The organism is Amycolatopsis sp. GA6-003 (genome assembly GCF_046267895.1).
Taxonomy (GTDB): domain Bacteria; phylum Actinomycetota; class Actinomycetes; order Mycobacteriales; family Pseudonocardiaceae; genus Amycolatopsis.
The window spans coordinates 5,858,012-5,879,744 of record NZ_CP176499.1 but is presented as its reverse complement, the minus strand read 5'-3'; the positions used below and the strand labels follow the sequence as shown (position 1 = coordinate 5,879,744).

17 protein-coding genes are annotated in these 21,733 nt (G+C 69.4%); 4 read left to right on the top strand and 13 right to left on the bottom strand.

Annotation, left to right across the window (positions count from 1 at the left end; genetic code table 11):
• Positions 1 to 16 precede the first annotated feature (16 nt).
• Together F9C12_RS26590 and topA are read right to left on the bottom strand one after the other, a co-directional pair.
• The gene (locus tag F9C12_RS26590; RefSeq protein ID WP_409462186.1) at positions 17 to 1,165 is read right to left on the bottom strand and encodes an MFS transporter; all 1,149 of its coding nucleotides are present in this window, start codon (positions 1,163 to 1,165) and stop codon (positions 17 to 19) included.
• 61 nt (positions 1,166 to 1,226) lie between these two features.
• Complete coding sequence (topA, locus tag F9C12_RS26585) at positions 1,227 to 4,100, bottom strand: type I DNA topoisomerase (protein ID WP_409184518.1); 2,874 nt, start codon at positions 4,098 to 4,100, stop codon at positions 1,227 to 1,229.
• A gap of 305 nt (positions 4,101 to 4,405) precedes the next feature.
• On the opposite strand from topA, the gene F9C12_RS26580 reads away from it, so the two are divergent.
• Positions 4,406 to 5,221: a serine protease gene (locus tag F9C12_RS26580; protein ID WP_409184517.1), complete on the top strand. Its 816-nt coding sequence runs from the start codon at positions 4,406 to 4,408 to the stop codon at positions 5,219 to 5,221.
• A 65-nt stretch (positions 5,222 to 5,286) separates the two neighbouring features.
• On the opposite strand, the gene F9C12_RS26575 is transcribed toward F9C12_RS26580, so the two are convergent.
• On the bottom strand, positions 5,287 to 5,988 hold the full coding sequence (locus F9C12_RS26575) for a hypothetical protein (protein ID WP_409462185.1): 702 nt from the start codon (positions 5,986 to 5,988) through the stop codon (positions 5,287 to 5,289).
• A 114-nt stretch (positions 5,989 to 6,102) separates the two neighbouring features.
• Here F9C12_RS26575 and F9C12_RS26570 point away from each other — a divergent pair, with 114 nt between their 5' ends.
• Entirely contained in the window at positions 6,103 to 6,870 is a 768-nt protein-coding gene (locus tag F9C12_RS26570) for a nucleotidyltransferase domain-containing protein (protein ID WP_409462184.1), read from the top strand.
• Here the strand turns inward: F9C12_RS26570 and F9C12_RS26565 are convergent.
• Positions 6,837 to 7,424, bottom strand: a complete 588-nt coding sequence (locus F9C12_RS26565) for a hypothetical protein (protein WP_409184514.1) — start codon at positions 7,422 to 7,424, stop codon at positions 6,837 to 6,839. The two genes, F9C12_RS26570 and F9C12_RS26565, sit on opposite strands and share 34 nt — an antisense overlap.
• Positions 7,425 to 7,560: 136 nt before the next feature.
• Complete coding sequence (locus tag F9C12_RS26560) at positions 7,561 to 9,846, bottom strand: sodium-translocating pyrophosphatase (RefSeq protein WP_409462183.1); 2,286 nt, start codon at positions 9,844 to 9,846, stop codon at positions 7,561 to 7,563.
• Positions 9,847 to 10,122: 276 nt separating this feature from the next.
• On the opposite strand from F9C12_RS26560, the gene F9C12_RS26555 reads away from it, so the two are divergent.
• Complete coding sequence (locus F9C12_RS26555) at positions 10,123 to 13,098, top strand: DEAD/DEAH box helicase (protein WP_409462182.1); 2,976 nt, start codon at positions 10,123 to 10,125, stop codon at positions 13,096 to 13,098.
• Positions 13,099 to 13,144: 46 nt separating this feature from the next.
• On the opposite strand, the gene F9C12_RS26550 is transcribed toward F9C12_RS26555, so the two are convergent.
• The 8 genes from F9C12_RS26550 to ssd form a co-directional block, all read right to left on the bottom strand.
• Positions 13,145 to 13,765, bottom strand: coding sequence for a bifunctional DNA primase/polymerase (locus F9C12_RS26550; protein WP_409184511.1), 621 nt, complete (start codon positions 13,763 to 13,765; stop codon positions 13,145 to 13,147).
• Positions 13,766 to 14,784: 1,019 nt separating this feature from the next.
• On the bottom strand, positions 14,785 to 15,072 hold the full coding sequence (locus F9C12_RS26545) for an Rv3654c family TadE-like protein (protein WP_409462181.1): 288 nt from the start codon (positions 15,070 to 15,072) through the stop codon (positions 14,785 to 14,787).
• Between the two features lie 71 nt (positions 15,073 to 15,143).
• The gene (locus F9C12_RS26540) at positions 15,144 to 15,482 is read right to left on the bottom strand and encodes a TadE family type IV pilus minor pilin (RefSeq protein WP_409462180.1); all 339 of its coding nucleotides are present in this window, start codon (positions 15,480 to 15,482) and stop codon (positions 15,144 to 15,146) included.
• Positions 15,482 to 15,646 (bottom strand): DUF4244 domain-containing protein, encoded by a 165-nt coding sequence (locus F9C12_RS26535; RefSeq protein ID WP_409184508.1) that lies wholly within the window; start codon positions 15,644 to 15,646, stop codon positions 15,482 to 15,484. The genes F9C12_RS26540 and F9C12_RS26535 overlap by 1 nt, the downstream gene beginning before the upstream one ends.
• Before the next feature lie 30 nt (positions 15,647 to 15,676).
• Positions 15,677 to 16,060 carry a type II secretion system F family protein gene (locus F9C12_RS26530; protein WP_409467077.1) on the bottom strand — a complete coding sequence of 128 codons (384 nt, stop codon included), beginning with the start codon at positions 16,058 to 16,060 and terminating at the stop codon, positions 15,677 to 15,679.
• A 308-nt stretch (positions 16,061 to 16,368) separates the two neighbouring features.
• Positions 16,369 to 16,965, bottom strand: a complete 597-nt coding sequence (locus F9C12_RS26525; protein WP_409462179.1) for a type II secretion system F family protein — start codon at positions 16,963 to 16,965, stop codon at positions 16,369 to 16,371.
• Positions 16,966 to 17,438: 473 nt separating this feature from the next.
• Complete coding sequence (locus F9C12_RS26520) at positions 17,439 to 18,581, bottom strand: TadA family conjugal transfer-associated ATPase (protein ID WP_409462178.1); 1,143 nt, start codon at positions 18,579 to 18,581, stop codon at positions 17,439 to 17,441.
• A complete protein-coding gene (ssd, locus tag F9C12_RS26515) occupies positions 18,581 to 19,639 on the bottom strand; it encodes a septum site-determining protein Ssd (protein WP_409462177.1) in 1,059 nt (352 codons plus the stop codon). Before ssd ends, F9C12_RS26520 begins: the two co-directional genes overlap by 1 nt.
• 693 nt (positions 19,640 to 20,332) lie before the next feature.
• Between ssd and F9C12_RS26510 the strand changes: the two genes are divergently transcribed.
• A complete protein-coding gene (locus tag F9C12_RS26510) occupies positions 20,333 to 21,154 on the top strand; it encodes an HAD family hydrolase (RefSeq protein ID WP_409462176.1) in 822 nt (273 codons plus the stop codon).
• Positions 21,155 to 21,733 lie beyond the last annotated feature (579 nt).

The following is a 21,733-nucleotide window of genomic DNA, read 5'->3' as shown; positions in this document are numbered from 1 at the left end:
TGCGGCGAGCGGTCGGTCAGCGCCGCGACACCGGCTCGTCGACACGCATCGTGGGCGCGAGGAAACCCACCGTCACCACGAGAGCACCGACCACGGCGAGCGTCCAGTGCAGGCCGATCCCGCCGCTCAAGCCGCTGACCAGCACCGGACCGGCGAGAAACCCGAGGTAGCCGCACGCCGCGACGGCCGCGATCGCCCGGCCCGGCGCGTCCGGCTGCTTGCGTCCGGCCGCGCTCCACGCGAGCGGCACCATCTCGGACACGCCGAGCCCGACCACGGCGAACCCGAGCACCGCGACCACCGGCACCGGAACCGCGACCACCAGCAGGAACCCGGCGACCGTCACCGCGGTCGCGACCCGCATGAACAACACGGCGCCAACACGCTCGACAACCCGGTCGGCCACCGTGCGCACCGCGATCATCGTGATCGAGAACGCGAAGTAGCCCAGCGACGCGACGGCTGCGCTCGCGGTGGTGACCTGCCGGAGGTAGACCGCGCTCCAGTCGTTGATCGTGCCTTCCGCGACGAAACCGCAGAACGCGATCACGCCCAACGGGATCAAAGCCTTGCTGGGCAAGGCAAATGCCGCCTCACCCTGCCCCCGGTCGGCACCCGGCAAGAACTGCGCGGCAGCGAAAATCCCCAGTACCAGCAGCACCACGCCCGCACCGGTGAAGTGCGTCTCGATCGGCACGCGCCAGACCTCCATCAGCGCCGCGACGCCCGAACCCGCCAGTCCGCCGATGTTCCAGAACGCGTGAAACCCAGCGAAAATCGGTCGCCCGTAAGCCTCTTCGACGCGCGCGGCGTGCGCGTTCATCGAGACGTCCAGCAGGCTGTTGCCCACTCCGAGCACGACGAGCGCGGCGACGAACAACGGCGCGTCCGGCGCGAAGGCGACGAGCGGCAGTCCTCCGCACAGCACCGTGGCCCCGCAAAGCACCCCGCGTCGGCTGCCGATCTTCGTGATCAACGGTCCCGCGGCCAGCAGAGCGACGACCGAACCGGCGGCGAGCCCGAACAACCCGATCCCGAGTTCACCGGCGCTGAGGCCGAGTTTCGCTTGCACCGCAGGCACTCGAGCCGCCCACGAAGCGAAGGCCGCGCCGCACACCGCGAAAACCACGGAAACCGCGGCGCGAGCACGCTGTGTATCCCCCATAGCTCCCCCTGACACGAGAAAAGGCCACCCGGAGTTTTCCAGGTGGCCCTTCGGATCCTCGTTACTTCGACTTCGTCGCGGTGCTGCTCCGCTTCGCCGGCGCCTTCTTCGCCGTAGTCGACTTCGCCGCCGTCGACTTGGTCGACTTCGCCGCGGTCGACTTCGCCGGCGCCTTGCGCGTCGTGGTCCGCTTCTTCGGCGCGGGACCCTTCGCGCGCTTCTCCGCCAGCAGCTCAGCCGCACGCTCCGCAGTGAGTTCCTCGATGCTGTCGGACTTCCGCAGCGTCGCGTTGTACTCGCCGTCGGTCACGTACGGGCCGAAGCGGCCGTCCTTGACCACCATCGGCTTGCCCGACACCGGGTCGTCGCCGAGTTCCTTCAGCGGCGGACGCGCGGTGGCCGACCGGCCGCGCTGCTTCGGCTCCGAATAGATCTTCAGCGCCTCTTCCAGCGTGATCGAGAACAGCTGCTCCTCGGTCTGGAGCGACCGCGAGTCCGTGCCCTTCTTCAGGTACGGCCCGTAGCGCCCGTTCTGCGCGGTGATCTCGTCGCCCGACTCCGGGTCCTTGCCCACGACGCGCGGCAGCGAAAGCAGCTTCAGCGCGTCGTCGAGCGTGATCGTCTCGATCGACATCGACTTGAACAGCGAGCCCGTACGCGGCTTCGGCAGCTTCGCCTTCGCGGCCTTCTTCTGCGCCGCGGTGGCGTCCTCGGGCAGCTCCGGCTCCGGCAGCAGCTCCGTGACGTACGGGCCGAAGCGGCCTTCCTTCGCCACGATCTCGTGCCCGCTGACCGGGTCGGTGCCCAGCACGCGGCCTTCCTGCGGCGTCGCGAAGAGCTTCTCCGCGATCTCCGGCGACAGCTCGTCCGGCGGCAGGTCCTCGGGCAGGTTCGCGCGCTGCGACTCGCCGTTGACCTCGCGCTCCAGGTACGGGCCGTAGCGGCCGACGCGCACCACGACCTGGTGCCCTTCGGCGTCGCTGAACATCGGGATCGAGTTGATCTCGCGCGCGTCGATGCCCTCGACACTGCCGTCGACCAGCTTCTTCAGCCCGCCGAGCCGGCCGACCGAGCCCTCGACGCCGAAGTCGCCGCCGAAGTAGAACTTCGACAGCCATTCGACGCGGTGCTCGTCGCCGTTGGCGATGCGGTCCAGCTCGTCCTCGAGACCGGCGGTGAAGTTGTAGTCCACCAGCCGCTCGAAGTGCCGCTCCATCAGCCCGACCACGGCGAACGCGACCCACGAGGGCACCAGCGCGGAGCCCTTCTTCCACACGTAGCCGCGGTCCTGGATCGTCTTGATGATCGACGCGTACGTCGACGGGCGGCCGATGCCCAGCTCTTCCAGCTTGCTGACCAGGCTCGGCTCGGAGTAGCGCGCGGGCGGCGACGTGGAGTGCCCGTCCGCGGACAGCTCGGGCGCGGTCAGGCCCTGGTCCTTGACCAGCACCGGAAGCCGGCTCTGCTTGTCGTCGGCCTCGCCGCCGGCCTCGGTGTCGACGGCCTCGACGTACGCCTTCAAGAAGCCGGCGAAGGTGATCGTGCGGCCCGAAGCAGCGAAGGTGCACTCCTCGCCGGTCGCCGCGGTGCCGACGATGCGCACCGACATCGTGGTGCCCTTCGCGTCCGCCATCTGCGACGCGATGGTGCGCTGCCAGATCATCTCGTAGAGCCGGAACTCGTCGGTGTCCAGCTCCTTCGCGACCTGGCCCGGCGTACGGAAGACCTCGCCCGACGGACGGATCGCCTCGTGCGCCTCCTGCGCGTTCTTCACCTTGCGCGTGTACTGGCGCGGCGACGGCGAGACGTACTCCTTGCCGTACAGCTGCGTCGCCTGGTTGCGCGCGGCCGTGATCGCCGACTCCGACAGCGTCGTGGAGTCGGTACGCATATAAGTGATGTAACCGTTCTCGTACAGCTTCTGCGCGATCCGCATCGTGCGCTCGGAGGTGAAGCGCAGCTTGCGGCCCGCCTCCTGCTGCAGCGTCGACGTCATGAACGGCGCGTACGGCTTGCGCGTGTACGGCTTCTCTTCGACGCTCGCGACCTTGAAGTCACGCTCGCTCAACGCCTGGGCCAGCGCCCGCGCGTCGGACTCGCCGAGCACACGGATGTCCGCGGTGTTGCCTTTGAGCTGACCGTTGGAGTCGAAGTCGCGACCCGTCGCGAGGCGCGAGCCGTCGACCGCGACGAGGCGCGCGGGGAACGTACGCGGCGAAGCGTCCGCACCGGCGTCCATGGTCGCCGAGATGTCCCAGTACGACGCCGAGGTGAAGCGCATCCGCTCGCGCTCGCGCTCCACGACGATCCGCGTCGCCACGGACTGCACGCGGCCCGCCGAGAGCTTCGGCATGACCTTCTTCCACAGCACCGGCGAGACCTCGTAGCCGTACAGCCGGTCGAGGATGCGGCGGGTCTCCTGCGCGTCGACGAGGTCGGCGTCCAGCTCGCGGGTGGCCGCGGCGGCCGCCTGGATGGCCTGCTCGGTGACCTCGTGGAAGACCATCCGGCGCACCGGGACCTTGGGCTTCAAGGTCTCCAGCAGGTGCCACGCGATGGCCTCGCCCTCGCGGTCGGGGTCTGTCGCGAGGTAGAGCTCGTCGACGTCCTTCAGCAGCCCCTTCAGCTCGGTGACCTTGGACTTCTTGTCCGGGGTGACGATGTAGAGCGGTTTGAAGTCGTTGTCGATGTCGACGCCGAGCCGCGCCCACGACTCGCCCTTGTACTGCGCGGGGACGTCGGCGGCGCCGCGGGGCAGGTCCCGGATGTGCCCGACGGAGGACTCGACGACGTAGTTGCCGCCGAGATAGGGGGCGATCTTGCGGGCCTTGGTGGGCGACTCGACGATCACCAGCCGCCTTCGATCGGCACCGTTGCCCCCGGCGCCGCTCTTCTTGGTCCGTGTTCCTGCCACGCTGCCCTGCTCTCCACTCATCTCCGCGCCGCCGCAGCGGCGCTCTCCCCTCTGCGCCAGAGGGGTGCTGCGCCCGCGTCTCGACCTGTCAGTGTGCACGTCCCCGGTGTCCGCGCAGCGCCGAGGTGCCCTGACGAGCCGCCGGGCCCCTGCCCGTCGGATCGCCGCTGACCTCGGCGATGTTTCTTCTCCACACCTAGCACGTGATGTCGGACACGTGCCGTGCAGGGTAACCGGTCATACCACCGATACCCTCCGTTAGACGGTGGCGGGTCCAAGTCTGGCGACGGTTCACTTATTCCTCCCCCCAGCCGAAAGGAACCCACATGATCCGCCGACTGGTTGGCGCCACGATCGCCGTCGCGACGACATTCGCGCTGGTCACCGCCCCCGAAGCGAGCGCGGCGACCACCACGTTCACCGGTGCCGTCGCGCTGTCCAACTGCTCCGGTTCGGTCGTGAAACCGGCCGCCACGCCGATGGACGCGCCGGCGATGGTGCTGTCGAACGGCCACTGCCTCGAGGAAGGCATGCCCGATCCGGGCCAGGTGATCGTCGGACAGGCCTCGAACCGCTCGTTCGACCTGTTGTCGCCGGACGGGCAGAGCTCGGTGGGCACCGTGACCGCGACCAAGGTCGTCTACGCGACGATGACCGACACCGACATCTCGCTCTACCAGCTCAGCGACACCTACGCCGACATCGAGCAGAAGTACAACGTCCCGCCGCTCGAACTGGTCAACACCCACCCGCAGGCGGGCACGCCGATCGACGTGGTGTCCGGGTACTGGAAGCAGATCTACTCCTGCTCGATCGACGGCTTCGTGCACGAACTGCACGAGAACAACTGGGTGTGGAAGGACTCGATCCGCTACGTGCCGGGCTGCGAGACCATCGGCGGCACCTCCGGTTCGCCGGTCGTCGACCGCAACACCGGCAAGGTCGTCGGCGTGAACAACACGTCCAACGACAACGGCGAGCGCTGCACGCTGAACAACCCGTGCGAGGTCGACGAAGCCGGCAACGTGACCGTGCGGCCGAACTACAAGTACGGCCAGGAGACCTACGGAATCCCCGCCTGCTTGACCCCGGCCAACGAGATCGACCTCAACCAGCAGGGCTGCACACTGCCGAAACCGTAAGGCGCGCCGTCGAGAAGGTCCCTCGTCGCTTCGCGGAGCGATGGGGGGCCTTTCTTCTGCCGCCGCTACCCCACAGCCTCCAGTAAATACTGTGCGGGACTCTCCGCCGCGACGCTGCGCCGCGACTCTCCCGGCGTCCGCTCGCGGCGTTCCCCGGCCGGCGGCAGCTCCGGCCACGCCGCTTCCGCCCCGGCCGGAGGCTCGCCGATCAACTCGAGCAGACCGGCCAGCTTCCGCCGCCCGCTGACCCGCACCGCGGGCTGCTCCGCCTTCGGCCCCAGCAGCCGCGCCTGGACGCCCAGCGGCGCGAGCACGTCCAGCAGCTCCTCGTGCGTCGCCGGAGCCAGCGGATCGACGCCGAGGAGGTAGCCGCCGGGTTCGGGACGACCGGCCGCGAGCGCCCACATCCGCAGCATCGCGCCGCTCAGCCGGAATCCGCCGGGCACCGCCTTGCCCGAATCGCCCTCCGCCGGACCGGTGCGTCCCGGCCGGAGCCATTGCTCGGCGAGACCGAGCAGATCGACCCGGAACGACGTGCGAACCTGCGGACTGCCGCATTCGGCCACCGTGACCTGCGCGTCCGCGCCCCGGCTGCGGCATTCCCGCGCCAGCACGCGAGCCCGCCACGGCTCCTCGACCAGCACCGACAGCCGCGCCGCCGTGCGGCCGAACCCGGTGATCTGCCCTTGGCAGCACAACAGTCCGGCCAGGTCGGGCAGGCCCGGGCCGGTCGCCTCCGCCGAGAACAGCGAGATCGTCCGATCCACGCCGCGATGATAGAACACAAGTTCGATTGAAGGCGAGCGTCACGCCGAGGTTTTTCCCGGGCACACAGCGCTACCGGTATAGTTATCCCACTAGCGCTGAACTGGGGAGCGGAAATGTTCGAGGTTTCCGAACGCGTCCGGATCCGGGACGAGCTGATCGCCGCGGCCCGCCAGGACGTCGACATCGCGGGAGCCGCGCTGGTCGGCTCGGCCGCCCGCGGCGCCGAGGACCGCTGGTCGGACATCGATCTCGTCCTCCAGCTCGCGCAGGACGCGGACGAGGCCGCGGTCGTCGCCCGCTGGACTCGCTCGCTCGACGAGAAATACGGAGTCGCCGACACACTCGACGTGACCTCGCGCGAAGGAGTTCGCTACCGGGTCTTCCTTCTTGACTCGTCGCTCCAGGTCGACTTGTCGTTCTGGCCCCATGATTTGTTCCGCGCCACCGAGAACGGGTTCCAGCTCGTTTTCGGTCAGGCCAACGAGCCGACCAGCACCGCGGAACCCGATAGCGCGCAAGTGATCGGCATGGCCTGGCTGTACGCGTTGCACGCTCGCTCGGCCATCGCGCGCGGGCGGACGTGGCAAGCCGTGCTGATGCTCGATGACCTTCGCAACCAGATCAGCACACTGGAATGCCTGCGGTACGGCTTGAATCCCTGGCACGGCCGCGAAGTCGACCGACTGCCCGAGCCGGTTCTGGAGACGTTGCGGAACGGCCGTGCGGCGTCAGTCAGCTTGGCCGAACTCGAACGGTCTCGGCAGGCGCTGCTTCAGCACTATCTGGCCGCCGTCGAACACCATGACGCGGAGCGGGCGATTTCCCTTCGCCGGGCGCTCGATTCCGATCAGCGGGGCGCGGGCGGAATCACCAGCTGCTGACAGCCCGCCGCGCGTTTGCCCGCCGCGGACAGGGCTGGCGTCGCGTCCAGACCCTTGAGGACGTCGAGCCGGGAAATCTGGTCGAGCGCCGTTTTGGCGTCGTCCAGCGCCGCTTTCACCGCGTCGGGGCTTTCAGCCGCGTCGAGTTTGCCGCGCGCCTCGTCGGCCTTGTGCCGCACGGAAGTGAACTGGCCCAGCAAAGCCGTGCGCGCCGGTTCGCCGCCGGGCAGCGGCGCGGGACCGACCCGGTGCAGCCCGGAGACGGTCTGGTCGATGCCGTCGGAGACCGACGCCAGAAGATCGCTCGAGGTACGGGTGGCCTGCGCTGACGAACTCGGATCGATCGAGGGCAGATTCGCCAGCGCACGAACCAGATGCGTGACCGCCCCGCAGTATCCGTCGGCCCATTTCGCGGCCGGATCCGCCTGCCCCGCCGCCTCCGCGTGCCCGCCGGAAACGACCTGCTCAGCAGGCGGCGGCGGTTGCCCGCAGCCGGTCAGCCCCAGTCCGATTCCTGTTGCCAGCGCGGCTAAACCGGTCCACCGCGGCCGCACTCGCACCACTCCTGTCCCTCGGTTTCCCTGTCCTCCGCACGGTACCGACCCGCCAGTAGTCCGCAACTCGCCCCGGGTCGCGGACGCGAACGGGCCCGGTACGCGACGGCGTACCGGGCCCGAATGGAGCAGTGCGTCAGGCTTTCGCCTCCGCCGGAGTGTCCGACATGACGCTGCCGCGCCGCTTGGACATCACGATCGCCGCGACGATCACCGCGACCGCGACGACCGCGATCACGATCCGCCACGTCGTGTCCGCGCCGCCGCCGAGCGTCAGCGTGACCACCGCGGGCGCGATCAGCACCGAGACCAGGTTCATCACCTTGATCAGCGGGTTGATCGCGGGACCGGCGGTGTCCTTGAACGGGTCGCCGACGGTGTCGCCGATGATCGTCGCCTCGTGCGCGTCGGAACCCTTGCCGCCGTGGTTGCCGTCCTCGACGAGCTTCTTGGCGTTGTCCCAGGCGCCACCGGAGTTGGCGAGGAAGATCGCCATCAGCGTGCCGGTCGCGATCGCGCCCGCGAGGTAGCCAGCGAGCGCTCCGGTGCCGAGACCGAACCCGACCGCGATCGGCGCGAAAACGGCCAGCAGACCCGGCGTCGCCAGCTCCCGCAGCGAATCGCGGGTGACGATGTCGACCACCTTGCCGTACTCGGGCCGCGTGGTGCCCTCCATGATCCCGGGGATGTCGCGGAACTGGCGGCGCACCTCGTACACCACCGCGCCGGCGGCGCGCGAAACCGCGTTGACCGCGAGACCGGAGAACAGGAACACCACTGCCGCGCCGACGATCACGCCGACCAGCGTGTTCGGGCTGACCACCTGGTTGACGAACGAACTCACCGCGGTCACCGCGCCCTCGCCGCGTTCAGCGACGGTCTTCGCGATCGCGTCCGAATAGGACCCGAACAGCGCCGTCGCCGCCAGCACCGCGGTGGCGATCGCGATGCCCTTGGTGATGGCCTTGGTGGTGTTGCCGACCGCGTCCAGTTCGGTGAGGATCTGCGCGGCCTTCTCGTCCACGTCGCCGGACATCTCGGCGATGCCCTGCGCGTTGTCCGAGACCGGGCCGAAGGTGTCCATCGCGACGATGACGCCGACGGTGGTCAGCAGGCCGGTGCCGGCCAGCGCCACCGCGAACAGCGCGACGCCGCCGCCGAGCAGGTACGCGCCGAACACTGCCGCGCCGATCACCAGCGCGGTGTACACGGCGGACTCGAACCCGACCGAGATGCCGGACAGGATCACCGTCGCGGCACCGGTTTCCGACGTCTTGCCGACGTCCTGCACCGGCTTGTGCTCGGTGCCGGTGTAGTAGCCGGTGATGCGCAGGATCAGCGCGGCGAGCACGATGCCGATGATCACCGAGACGGTCGCGATCACCGCGGGGTTGCCGGTGTTGTGCGCGTAGCCCTCGCCGAATTCGGCGAAGCTGTTCGGCAGGTACACGAACGCGGCGATCGCCGACAGCACCGCGGAAATGACCGCGGAGATGTAGAACGAGCGGTTGATCGTGACCAGACCGCCCTCGCCCGCGCGCGCCTTGGTGATGTAGACGCCGATCACCGCGGTGATCACGCCGATGGCGGGCACGATCAGCGGGAAGATCAGGCCGGACGCGCCGAACGCGGAGCTGCCGAGGATCAGCGCGGCCACGAGCATCACCGCGTAGGACTCGAAGAGGTCCGCGGCCATGCCCGCGCAGTCGCCCACGTTGTCGCCCACGTTGTCGGCGATCGTCGCGGCGTTGCGCGGGTCGTCCTCGGGGATCCCCTGTTCCACCTTGCCGACCAGGTCGGCCCCGACGTCGGCGGCCTTCGTGAAGATGCCGCCGCCGACCCGCATGAACATGGCGATCAGCGCCGCGCCGAAACCGAAGCCCTCCAACACCTTCGGTGCCTGGCCGGTGTAGACGAGCACCACGATCGCCGCGCCGAGCAGGCCGAGCCCGACGGTGATCATGCCGACCACGCCGCCGGTGCGGAACGCCACGCGCATCGCCTTCTCGCGGCCGCCCTCCTCGCGCGACGCGGCGGCCACGCGCAGGTTCGCCTGCGTGGCCAGCCACATGCCGAGGTAGCCGATGGCGAACGAGAACGCCGCCCCGATGAGGAAGAAGATCGACCGGCCGATCCTCTCGTTCCAGTCGTCCGCGGGGAGCGCGAACAGGAGCAGGAACACGATCACGCCGAAGATGGCAAGGGTGTTGCGCTGCCGCTTCAGGTATGCGGCCGCACCTTCTTGCACTGCCTTCGCGATGTCCTGCATCTTGGCGGTGCCCTGGCCGGCGGCCAGCACCTCCTTGAGCAGTACGTAACCGATGGCCAGTGCGACAAGGGCGACCACGGCGACCACACCGACGATGGTGTAGCCACCCCCGGAGAGCGTGATACCGCCCTCCGCGAGGAACTGCCGGGACATTCGTCCTCCTGGGAACGCCGTCTGGCCAGCGCGGGCCCGTCGTACCCGGCGCGCCTGCGCTGGCGTGGATCTGTGCCGAAGGACACGCTAGCCGTGCAAGCAATGCACGTCTCACATGACGCTCGCCACAGTAGGTGTGGATCGAGGGAGTGTATTGGTAGTGATCTGCGCGTCCGCAATGTGTCCCGGCGAGAGCACGTTCGGTAACCTTGTGTGATTGGTCACTGGACCGGGCGCGTCCCGGTTTTGTCGGTGCCCTGTGCGAAGCTTCGGCCCGTGGTGGGAGAGCGAGGATGGAGGCTGCTGGACCGGGTCACGGCGGGGATCCCGGCGCACGAGAATCCGGTCACGCACGTGTCCCGGCTGCCGGAACGCGCGGCCCGATACGAGCCGTGGCCGGAGTGGGCCGAGCCGTCCGTGGTGGCCGCGTTCCGCGCGGCCGGAGTGGAAAAACCGTGGCGGCACCAGGTCGAGGCGGCGTCGCTGGCTCAGGCAGGCACGCACGTCGTGGTGTCCACCGGCACCGCGTCCGGGAAGTCGCTGGCGTATCAGCTGCCGGTGCTCAGCGCGCTGGCCACGGACGCACGGGCGACCGCGTTGTACCTCTCGCCGACGAAGGCTCTCGGCGCTGATCAGCTGCGTGCAGTGTCCTCTTTGGACGTCGCAGGCGTGCGCGCGGCGGCGTTCGACGGGGACACTCCGATGACAGAGCGCGACTGGGTCCGCGCGCACGCGAACTGGGTGTTCAGCAACCCGGACATGCTGCACCGCGGCATCCTTTCGGCGCACTCCCGATGGACGCAGTTCTTCCGCCGCTTGCGGTACGTCGTGGTCGACGAATGCCACAGCTATCGCGGCGTCTTCGGCTCGCACGTCGCGCTGTTGTTACGCCGGCTGCGCCGGGTGGCGGACCACTACGGCGCGTCCCCGGTGTTCGTGCTGGCTTCGGCGACCACCGCTTCGCCCGCTTCCTTCGCGACTCGGCTCACCGGCGTTGAGTGCTCCGCGATCACCGACGACGCGTCACCGCGCGGGGCGCGCACGGTCGCGTTGTGGGAACCGCCGCTGCTCGATGAGCTGACCGGCGAGAACGGCGCACCCGTCCGCCGTCCGGCTGGCGTCGAGACCGCGCGGATCCTCACCGAATTGGTCATCGAAGGCGCCCGCTCGCTCGCTTTCGTCCGCTCTCGCCGAGGCGCCGAGCTGACCGCGCTGGGGGCGCGTCGCCTTCTGTCCGAAGTGGACCCGCGGTTGGCGGACACCGTTGCCGCGTACCGCTCCGGTTATCTCCCGGAGGAACGGCGCGCGCTGGAACAGGCCCTGCTTTCTGGCCGGTTGCTAGGCGTCGCGACCACGAACGCGTTGGAGCTGGGCGTCGACATCGCCGGACTGGACGCGGTGGTTCTGGCTGGTTATCCCGGCACCCTCGCGTCGTTCTGGCAACAATCCGGCCGGGCCGGCCGTTCGGGCGATGAGGCGCTGGTGGTGTTCGTCGCGCGCGACGATCCACTCGACACGTACCTGGTGCACCATCCGGCCGCGTTGCTGGAACGCCCGGTGGAAACGGCGGTGCTGGACCCGACGAACCCGTATGTGCTGGGCCCGCAGCTCGCGTGCGCCGTCGCGGAATTGCCGCTGACCGAACCAGAACTGGAAACCTTCGGCGGCGAGGCAGCCCGCGCGGTGCTGGCGGATCTGGCCGAGGAGAAGTTGCTGCGCCGCCGTTCCAGCGGCTGGTATTGGACTTCCCGCGACCGTCCGCACGGCGAGGTCGGCATCCGAGGTTCCGGCGGCGACCAGATCGCGGTGGTGGAAGCGGACTCGGGCCGAATGCTGGGCACCGTCGATCCCGGCTCGGCTTGTTATTCAGTGCATCCCGGTGCGGTGTATTTGCATCAGGGATCTTCGTATGTCGTCGATGAGCTGGATCTGGAGACGGGTTTGGCGTTGGTGCACGCGGAGGACCCGGACTGGACGACTTCGCCGCGCGAGATCGTGGATATTTCGGTGCTGTCGACAGAGGAACAATGCCGCCACGACGGGGTGACGGTGTGCCTGGGCGAGGTCGCGGTGACGTCGCAGGTGGTGGGGTACCTCCGTCGGCGACCGTCGGGAGAGGTGCTGGACCATACGCCGCTCGACCTGCCGGAACAGAGCCTGCGAACGAGAGCGGTGTGGTACACGGTTTCGGGTGAGCTGCTGGAATCTCCGGTTGGGGGTGGCCGGGGTTCGGTGGCTGGTTCTCGGGCTGCGGCGGGGGCCGGGCGCGCATCGCTGAGCGCTGCGGACGTCGGCGGAACCACTGCGGGAGCCGCGGCTGACTCGGCGGGGGATGCGTCGCCCACCGCCGGAGAAATCGGCGAGGACGCCGCGACCAGCCATGCACCTGGAGAACCGGCGAAGACCGGGAGCACCTCGCCAACCACCGAGACCGCCGCGAACTCAGTCATCAGCCGTATGACGGGAACCGGGAGCGAGTCGCCAACCGCCGAGGGAAACGGCGAGGCCACTGCGGACGACCAGGCAGCGGGGGAACCGGCGGGGACCGGAACTGCGGCACCAGCCGCCGGGGGAAACGGCGAGGCCGCCGCGGACGACCAGGCAGCAGGCGAACCGGCGGGGACCGGAACTGCGTCGTCGACCGCTGCGGGGGCGGCCAGTCGTGCGGTTGGAAAACCGGTGGGGACCGGGAGCACCTCGTCGGTTGTCGGGGTAACCGGCGAAGTTTCGGGTGATCCGGCGGGTGGGCGGGGGCCTGGTGCCGGGGTGGAACTCGGTGGTGCGGTGGAACGCGGTGGTGCAGTGGGGCCGGTGGGGACCGGGGGTGCTGGCAGAGCACCGGGGGGCGCCGGGTTGATTCCGGCGCGCGTCCCCGGTGCCCTGCACGCCGCCGAGCACGCGGCGATCGGCCTGCTACCGCTGTTCGCTACGTGCGACCGGTGGGACATCGGCGGGGTGTCTACCGCGTGGCACGAGGACACCGGGGAGGCGACGGTGTTCGTGCACGATGGGCATCCCGGGGGTGCGGGGTTTGCCGACCGCGGTTATGCCGCGATTGTCCCGTGGCTGGCCGCTACGCGGGAGGCGATCGTCTCCTGCGAGTGCCCGACGGGCTGCCCGTCCTGCGTCCAGTCGCCGAAGTGCGGGAACGGCAACGATCCGCTGGACAAGGCAGGGGCGGTGGCCGTACTGGGAGCCGTGCTCGGGGCGTTGCGTCAGCACGGGGAACAGTGCGGCCACGGTGGAGCGTGAAACCTGTTTTTTGTTGTCGCGTGCTGCCTGCCGGGATGGAACCGGATCAGGCGGCGGCGGTTTCGACCAGCGTCGGGGCGTGCTCGGCGGCGAGGGCGCGGACCAGCACGTCCTGCACCTCGGCGGCGGGCGGCAGGTGCCAGCCGCACACCTCCGGCTTCACACGCCAGTGCACGACACCGTGCTGGAACGGCGACGGCGGCAGCGGGATGTAGCTGTCCTTGCCGTGCCACTGCACGGAAATCTGCTCGGCGAGTTCGGCCGGCAGCTGCTCGGCGGGCAAGGTGAGGAACAGCCAGCGGCCGTTCGGCATCGCGACGATCGGGGCCGGGTGTCCGATGGACCGCAGCAGCCGCGCCGCGCGCTTGCCCAGGTCCTGGTCGACCTCGACCGCGTCGATCACGGTGCCGGTCGCCACGAGCAGGCTGTGCGTACGGTCGCTGAACCAGCCGGCGACCTCGTGGGCGTGCGAACCGACCAGCTCACGCCAGTCGTCGCGCACCGGCACCGGACGGCGCCAGGTCAGGTCGTCCCCCTCCGCGGTAATCGGTTCCGGGGTCGCCCCCGGAAGCACCGGCCAGCCGCGCCAAGCGAGGCCGATCGCCTCCGCACGCAGTTCGATGCGGAAGGCGTTCCGCCAGCTGTCCGGCCAATTCGCGTCCAACATTGCTTTCCTGCCTTCGAGGTCCGGTTTCCGCGCCGTCCGGGTCGGGGCCGTGGTGGCGCACGTCTCACTAAACGGCAAGTTGCACATTGCGCGGAAGTCTTCAGCGACAACCGGCCGTTACCGAGCGATGAACGCCCAGTAGCCCACTGTCCGACCGATAACAAGGCGCCAATCGTCGGCCGCTGACCCCGCCGTCCGTCCCGCGAGAACGGGCCTACCACGGGATTCGACACTTTCCTGCCTTTACGCGCGCGTCCTGGAGTATCCGCTTGGCCGACCCGCTGACCTGCGTATTTGACCGTTCGCCGTACGTCAGCGACCGCTGCCCGTGTCGTTCGCCACTCGTCGGAGGTGCCGGAAAGTCCGGAGGCGCCGGGGGTTCCGGGGACTGGTCAGCGGGTCGGCTCGTCGCCCGATGAGCGGTCCGGCGGCTGTCCCGGAACGCCGCGGACGGGGCTGGAGGGGAGGGGTGGGCGGGAGGGTTGGCAGGTTGCAACTCCGTTCGGTTCGGGCGGGGAGGGATCGGTGCCGGGCTGTTCGTGCGGCGGGTCAGTGGTTGGGCTCCGCGGCGAACCGGGGGCCTGGGCTCGAGGGAGCGGTCGCGTGCGCGGGCGATCCGGGGACGCTCGACCGGTCGCGGAGGAACGCTCTCGCGACCGGCTCGAGCATCCGTGGAAAGAGCCGGCGGCCAGTCGCGGAGCCTGGTCGCCGGGCTGGGCCGGGATCGCCGCCACGGCTGCTGGCCGGGACCGGCCTCGCAGCCACAGCTACCGGACGAAGCCCGGCATCGCTGCCACAGTCGCCGGAGCAGACCGGACGACACTGTTACGGCTGCCCGCCGAGGCTCGGCATCGCTGTCACATCCGCGGGAGCGGGCCGGACCTCACTGCCGCGACTGCCCGGCGAAGGCGGACGTCACTGTCCCGGCCGCTGGGCGTGGGCGGGCATCGTTGCGTCTTGGCGTGGTTGCCGGGTCGGTGGCGGTGTTTGCGCGAGCAGGCCGGGGCGGCTGTCCTGGGCTAAGGGGGCAGGTCGACCGGGCCGGCGCGGGCTTTTGCGGTGGGGGCGGTCAGGCCTGGGATTGGGGTGGTAGCGGCGCGGACCTCGACGAAAGCGTCTCGGTTGTGCCAGCGGCAGCTGGTCAGCACTGCGCGTTCGTGGTCTGCGACCTCCTTTGCTCGGGTGCAGGCGATGGTCGGTCCGGCGGCGGCGTGCGCGGCTGCGGCCAGTGCGCCCAGGTCGGCGGCGGCTTCGGTTCGATGGCGGGCGGTGATGGCCGCGGCCAGCCACCACACCAGGACTGTCACGGCGATCAGGGTGGTTGCGGCCAGGGCGGTCCAGATGGTGGCTACCCCGGCGTCGGGTGGTTGTTCTCGGGTCATGAGGTGGGGCCTGGTTCGACGATGGCGTAGGCGGTCGCGCTCAGATGGAGAACCGTCAGGGCGTCGGTGGTTACTTCGGCGGTGAGGCCGTCGCCGGTGCGGTGGATGGTCAGGTGTGCGCCGTGCGGGGCAATGGTTTGGACCACTGCGTCGGCGGCTCCTGACTGTCCGGCCGCGGTGAGGCGGGCGGCTTCGCGGGCGGCGTCCAGGCATCGGAGGTGTCCGGCGATCGCGCTGGTGCCCGCGAGCAGGATCGCCAGCACGGCGGTTAGCGCACCCAGCGACAGGGCGGCTTCCACCGTGACGAATCCGCCGTCCCGGCGACGGCTGGCCATCAGGTGGCCACCGTCAGGGCTTTGTGCACCAAGCCGGCCAAGGTCGCGGAGACTGAGTCTCCGCTGAGCAGCACGTAGAGCGCCACAGCGAACGCCGCCGCGGCTACCGTGCCGATGGCGTATTCGGCGGTGGTGGTGCCCTCGTCTCCGGGCAAGAACCGCATGATCGGTTTTCCTTTCGGTCGTGGATGGGTTCACAGCAGGCCGCCGATTCGCCCGGCCAGGCCGAGCACTACCGGCAGCACGCCGAGGGCGAAGAACGCGGGCAGGAAGCACAAGCCCACCGGCAGGGCCAGGGCGACTCCGGCGCGTTCGGCGCGTTCTTCGGCCTCGACGCCCAGTCCGTCGCGGATGCGGCGGGCCAGGTCGTCCGCGGTCGAAGCGAGGGCGGCTCCGGACCGCGCGGTACGGGTGGCCGCGACTGCCAATTCGGCGAAGCCGGGCCGGGCTCGGATCGGTGCCCAAGACGGAGCTGCGTCCGCGCCCAGGGCTAGCAGGTTCGCTGTTGCGTGCAGGGCGTTTTCGGTATCCGGAGGTGCGCCGGGCGCTACTGCGGCCAGGGCAGTCGGGACTGGCATTCCGGCGCGCAGGCAGGCGGCGAGCATGTCCAGGACCGACGCGGAACGGAGTCTTTCCGAGGCATCGTCTGGGGTTTTCGGCTGACGAGATCGGCGCAGCAGCCACCAGGTGCCTGCTCCGGCGGCTAGCCCGATCGGGATTCCGGTGAGGACGGTGGCGGACAGGGCTACGACGATTGCGACGGCGGGGTGCCAAAGCTCTGGTCGCAGGGTTCGGTGATGGCGTTGGGGTTGGGCTAGGTGCCGGGGTAAGGGCGTGTTTGGCCAGAGCAGCAGGGCGGTGGCGGCTAGGACGAGACTTAGGGCAATCATGGGGCAGCTCTGCGGTTGGTCAGGGCTCTGGACCAGGCCGTGCCTGCCCACAGCAGGGTCGCGCCTGCGACCAGGAATGCTTGTCCGATAAGGGTTTCGGTGAGGACGGCTAGTGGGTTCGCTCCGATGAGCTGGCCCATTGCCAGGCAGCCGACGGGTAGCACGGTCAGGACGACTGCGCTCATGCGTGGTCCGGCCATTTTGGCGTGGAGGCGGCGGGTGAAGGCGGCTTCGGCGTCGACGTCTCGGCGGGCAGCGTCGAGGGCGTCGGCGATGGGGAGGCCGTGCTGGCGGGCGAGGTTCCAGGATTGGGCCAGTGCGGGGAGCGCCGTGGATTCCAGGGCTCCGTCCAGGCGGGCAGCGGTGGAGAGGTGGTGGAGTTCCGCGGTTAGTTCGGGGACGGCGTCAGCGGCTGCTTCAGCGGCGGCTACCGGGTGGGCGCCGGCGCGGAGTTCGGAGACCATCGTGCGGAGAACGGTCGAGGTGCGTTCGGCACGGGTCAGGGTTTCGGCGGTTTCCTTTCTGCTGCGCCATTCCTGACGGACGGCGAGGGTGAGCAGGGCGGTGGCTATCGCGGCTCCGATTCCGCCCAATGGCAGGGCGATGGCGGCCGGGGCTAGCCAGAGGGCCTGGCGGGGTGGGATGGGGAGACGGAGGCGTGGGGTCGGGAGAAGGCGGTTGGGGGTGGTTGGCCAGCACAGGAGTCCGGTGCCTGCGCAGAGGAATGGCCATGCGGAGATCAACGGGGCACCTCGATCCTCGGGCGGGTGGGCGATAGCGGGACGGTTCTTGTGCGGGGGCAGTGCATCCGGGGAATCGCGGATGTTCTGGGCTGACGCCGGGTTGTTGGGCAATGGGCGGACGGAGAGGCCTCCTGGGTCACCCGCTGGGCAAGCGCTGGCTGGGTGGATAGGTGCGGCAAGGGTGGGGTCTGATCGCGAATGTTGGGAGACTGCGCGGGAACCAGTCGCGGGTCCGGACGGAGAAGCCTCCGAGGTCACCCTCTGGCGCAAGCGCTGGCCGGGTGGCTACACGCGGCAAGGGTGCGACTGATCGCGAAAGCTGGTCATGGGTCCGGTGCGGTCAGGGCGGTGAAGAGGGAGCGGCGGCTGGTCCAGTGGCCGTCGCGCCAGACGGGGTGGGTTTTTACTTCTCCGTGGTAGCGCTGGAGCACTGCGACTTCCGTCAGGCGGCGGCCGGTGGGGGTTCGGCGCATGTGGAGGATTACGCGGACTGCCGCGGCTAACTGGCTGTGCAGGGCGCCCCGGGGCAGGCCGCCCAGGGCTGCCAGGGCTTCCAGGCGGGCGGGGGCTTCCGCGGGCGAGTTCGCGTGCAGGGTGCAGGCGCCGCCGTCGTGGCCGGTGTTCAGGGCGTTCAGCAGGGAACACACTTCTGCTCCGCGGACTTCGCCGACGATCAAGCGGTCTGGGCGCATTCGCAGGGCTTGGCGGACCAGCTCGGGGAGTTCCACGGCGCCGGCGCCTTCCACGTTCGCTGGGCGGGCGACGAGGCTTACGAACTGGGGGTGGGTCGGGCGTAGTTCACCTGCGTCTTCTACGCAGACGATTCGTTCGGTGGGGGCTACCGCGCTCAGCAAGGCGCTCAGGAGCGTCGTCTTTCCGGCACCGGTGCCGCCGGTGATCAGGAAGGCCAGGCGGTGGTTGAGGATGGTCTGGAGGATGGTGAGGGCGGTGGGGTCGATGGAACCGTGTGCGTGGAGCGCGGCTAGGTCGTGCGTCACCGGGCGCAGGACGCGCAGGGACAGGCAGGTGCCGTTGGCGGCGATGGGCGGCAGCACGGCGTGGACCCGGATTCGGCCTTGGCGGGCGGGGAGCCAGCCGTCCACGTAGGGCTGTGCGTCGTCCAGGCGGCGGCCTGCGGCCAGGGCCAGGCGTTGCGCTAGGCGGCGGACGGCGTCCTCGTTAGGGAAGCGGATTGTCGTGTGGGCGAGGCCGGCGGGGCCATCGGTCCAGACTTGGTCGGGGGCGGTGACTAGGACGTCGGTGACGGTGTCGTCCTCAAGCAACGGGGCTAGCGGGCCCGCGCCGACGAATTCGTCTCGGGCTTGGCGGACGGCGGCCAGTACTGCGTCGTGGCTCAGGGCGCCGCCGGCCTCGGCGCGGACTGCTTCGGCCAGGGCGATCGGGTCGGTGCCTCGGCTTTCGCCGGCTAGGCGGTGGCGGACTCGTTCTACGAGATCGGTGGTCATTACGCGGCCGCCGCGACGGTGAGGGGGCGCAGGTTCGCCAGTACGGCTCGGGCGGCGGTGGCCAGTGCGCCCTTCGGCGGCAGGTCGAACTCGCCGGATTCCAAGGTGCTCGCAACGCGGCGTTCCGGGGCGACCTCGGCGATCAAGGGCGGGCCTAGGATGCCCGCGGTTTGTGAAGCGGGAACGCCGTCACTGCGATGTCCACTTGCGACGACCGCGAACCGCTCGGTGTGCGGGCGGAGCCAGTTCAAAACTTGTTTCGCTGCCATGCAAGCCCGGAACTCGACGGGAACGACCAGCACGACCAGGTCGGCGACGGAAGCGACCGCCACCGTGGCTTCGTCGAAATGCCGGGGCAGATCGCAGACGATGGTGCGTCCGGCGCGGCTGCCCGCGGAGACCACAGCGGACACAGCGCGCGGAGTCGGGCCTTCACCGGAACGGCCGCAGGACAACACTGGGAGCTTGCCGCGGCTCGGCAGTGAAGCGAGTAGGGAAGGCACAGAGACGCGGCCGGACAGCCGAACTTCCGGCCAGCGCAAGCCTTTCGTGTGTTCCAGGCCTAGCGGGAGATCCAAACCGCCGCCCAACGGATCGCAATCGACCAACAACGCGGAGCCGGTGCGGGCGGCTTCGACCGCGACCGCGGCGGCCAGCACCGAGGTGCCGGAACCGACTCGGCCGCCTACGAAAGCGATTACTGGGCCTGGGGATTCGGCTGGTGCGTCGGTGACATCGGCGAATACGCCGGTCAATCCCGCTTCGTCGTCGGGCAGGCTGAAGACGCGGCGGGCACCGAGCGCGGCCGCGCGGCGCCAGGTGTCCAGCCCGGGCGCGCCTTTGCAGACGAGCACGACGCTATCGCGTGCTGGCAGTGCCGGACTGTCGTCAGCGATGTCCTCGTCCAGCACCACGAGCGGGGCCCGGGTCCATCGTCCGCGTGCGGCGGCCAGGTCTGGCGCGTGGTCGAACTCGCAGCCGACTACCGCGGCGACGCGGCGGATCTCTTCGAACACGGTGCCCTCGCCGGAGACGACGAGTGGTTGTGCGGTGGCCATGTGCCCCTCCCCTGGGTCTCGTGGGCCGGACCTCCACCGTCACCCACCGCCGGATCCCCCGGCAATGCCCGCTTTTCCGTCATGTGGATAACCCGGGGGTTGTGGACAACTCGGGGACCGAAATCGATCCAGAACCGCCGGAGCGTCGGTCCGCACGGGACAATGCACGGTTCCGCGCATTCGACCGAGAAAACGATTGCTGCGGAGAACCTCCGGAAAATCAAGTGAAAAGAAGTAAATTTGCCGCACCGGGCCGGGCAATGGGCTTCACAACCGGAGAAAACACCGGAAAGGTAAGCGTGCGGTTAATTGATCTTGCCGGTAAGGCGCGCCGGGAACAACCAACACTGCCCAGGTCAGGGGCGGAAACCCCGACTGTACAACGGTTTCCCGGCAGACCTGAAAATTGTTCGCCGACGCGGAAACACCGGAGCATAGAAGGCGGCCCTCGCCAGGGGGGAGGGACGAGGGCCGCCAGGGGTTCAGCCCCGGGGGGGTCGGACTGAACCGGCCCGGTTCACGACCGGGTCCGTTCACTGTAACTCCGTTAGCTATGAGTTGGCTGTGTGAGTGACACATACGATTCGATAACGGCACCCGAGGCCGCGAGCGAGCCGATGTCATCGATTTTCCGGCCGCCGCCGCGACCGGTGTGCTGCCAACAACACCCCGCGGTACGCCTATCCTGATCACGTGGCCGAACCCCGCAGCGAAGAAGCACCCCGGCGCGTAGCCGCCTTCTTCGACCTCGACAAGACGATCATCGCGTCGTCCAGCGCGCTCGCGTTCAGCAAGCCGTTGCTGCGCGAAGGACTGATCAACCGCCGCGCGGCGCTGCGAAGTGCTTACGCGCAACTGGTTTTCTCGCTAGCCGGCGCGGACGCGGACAAGACCGAGCGGATGCGCGCCGAGGTTTCCGCGTTGTGCGCGGGCTGGGATGTGGCACAGGTTTCGGCGATCGTGCGCGAAACCTTGCACGACGTAGTCGATCCGCTCGTCTACGTGGAAGCGACCGACCTCATCGCACAGCATCTCGCCGACGGACACGACGTGATCGTGCTTTCCGCGACCGGCGAGGAGGTCGCCGCTCCGGTCGCGGAGATGCTCGGCGCGACCCGCTGCGTGGCCACCCGCATGGAGATCGTCGACGGCCGCTACTCCGGCGAGGTCGATTTCTATTGCTACGGCGACAACAAAGCCGTCGCCGCGAAGCAGCAAGCCGCCACGCACGGCTACGACCTCGCCGACTGCTTCGCCTACACCGACTCCAGCACCGACATCCCCCTCCTGGAGGTGGTGGGTCACCCGCACGCGGTGAACCCGGACAAGCTGCTGCGCCGCACCGCGGAGGAACGCGGCTGGCCGGTCCTCGCGTTCGAGCGGCCGATGTCGCTGCGCACCCGCATCCCGGCGAAGTCCGCGGGCATGGTCGCGCTCGGCGTGGGGGCCGTGGCGGCAGGCGCGACCTGGTACAGCCTCAGCCGGCGCCGCCGGTCCCGGGGCTCCGACAACTGAGCACCCGCGTGGCGGTACCAAAACTCCGGTTTCCGCAGCTAGGTCCGTTGCTGTGGGTGGTGTTGTCACCGGATCGAGCCTCTGTACCGGTGCACCCGTACGCGCACTTGAAGTGACCGCGCTCACGGCGTAGAAAGTAGGTGCGGACGTTGATTCGGCCAGGACAGAGGTAGAAGAGAAGCCTCTGTCACCCCGGGCAACCTCCGTGCGCGGACTCCGGGTACCCACGCGCAGCACGCCGCGGGAGGCTCGTCGTCTAGGGACTGCGTACCGGGACGCCGGACGCCGAGTCCATGAAGGTACGACCAGAGTTGCACGCTTGGTCGCCCGAGATGTCCGCGCTGACTGGCGGCGCCCGTTGGCCCCTGGCTGACGGGCGCCGCCAGTGTTATGTCCGGGCAGCGGCATAGGAACCGCCCGACCTCGTATGTCCGGGCAGCGGCACAGGCACCGCGCGCCGAGCCTCGTCTGTCCGGCCAGCAGCACAGGCACCGCGCGCCGAGCCTCGTATGTCCGGCCAGCGGCATAGACACCGCGCGCCGACCCTCGCTCGAACAACTCCGAGTCCGCGGTCCTCCC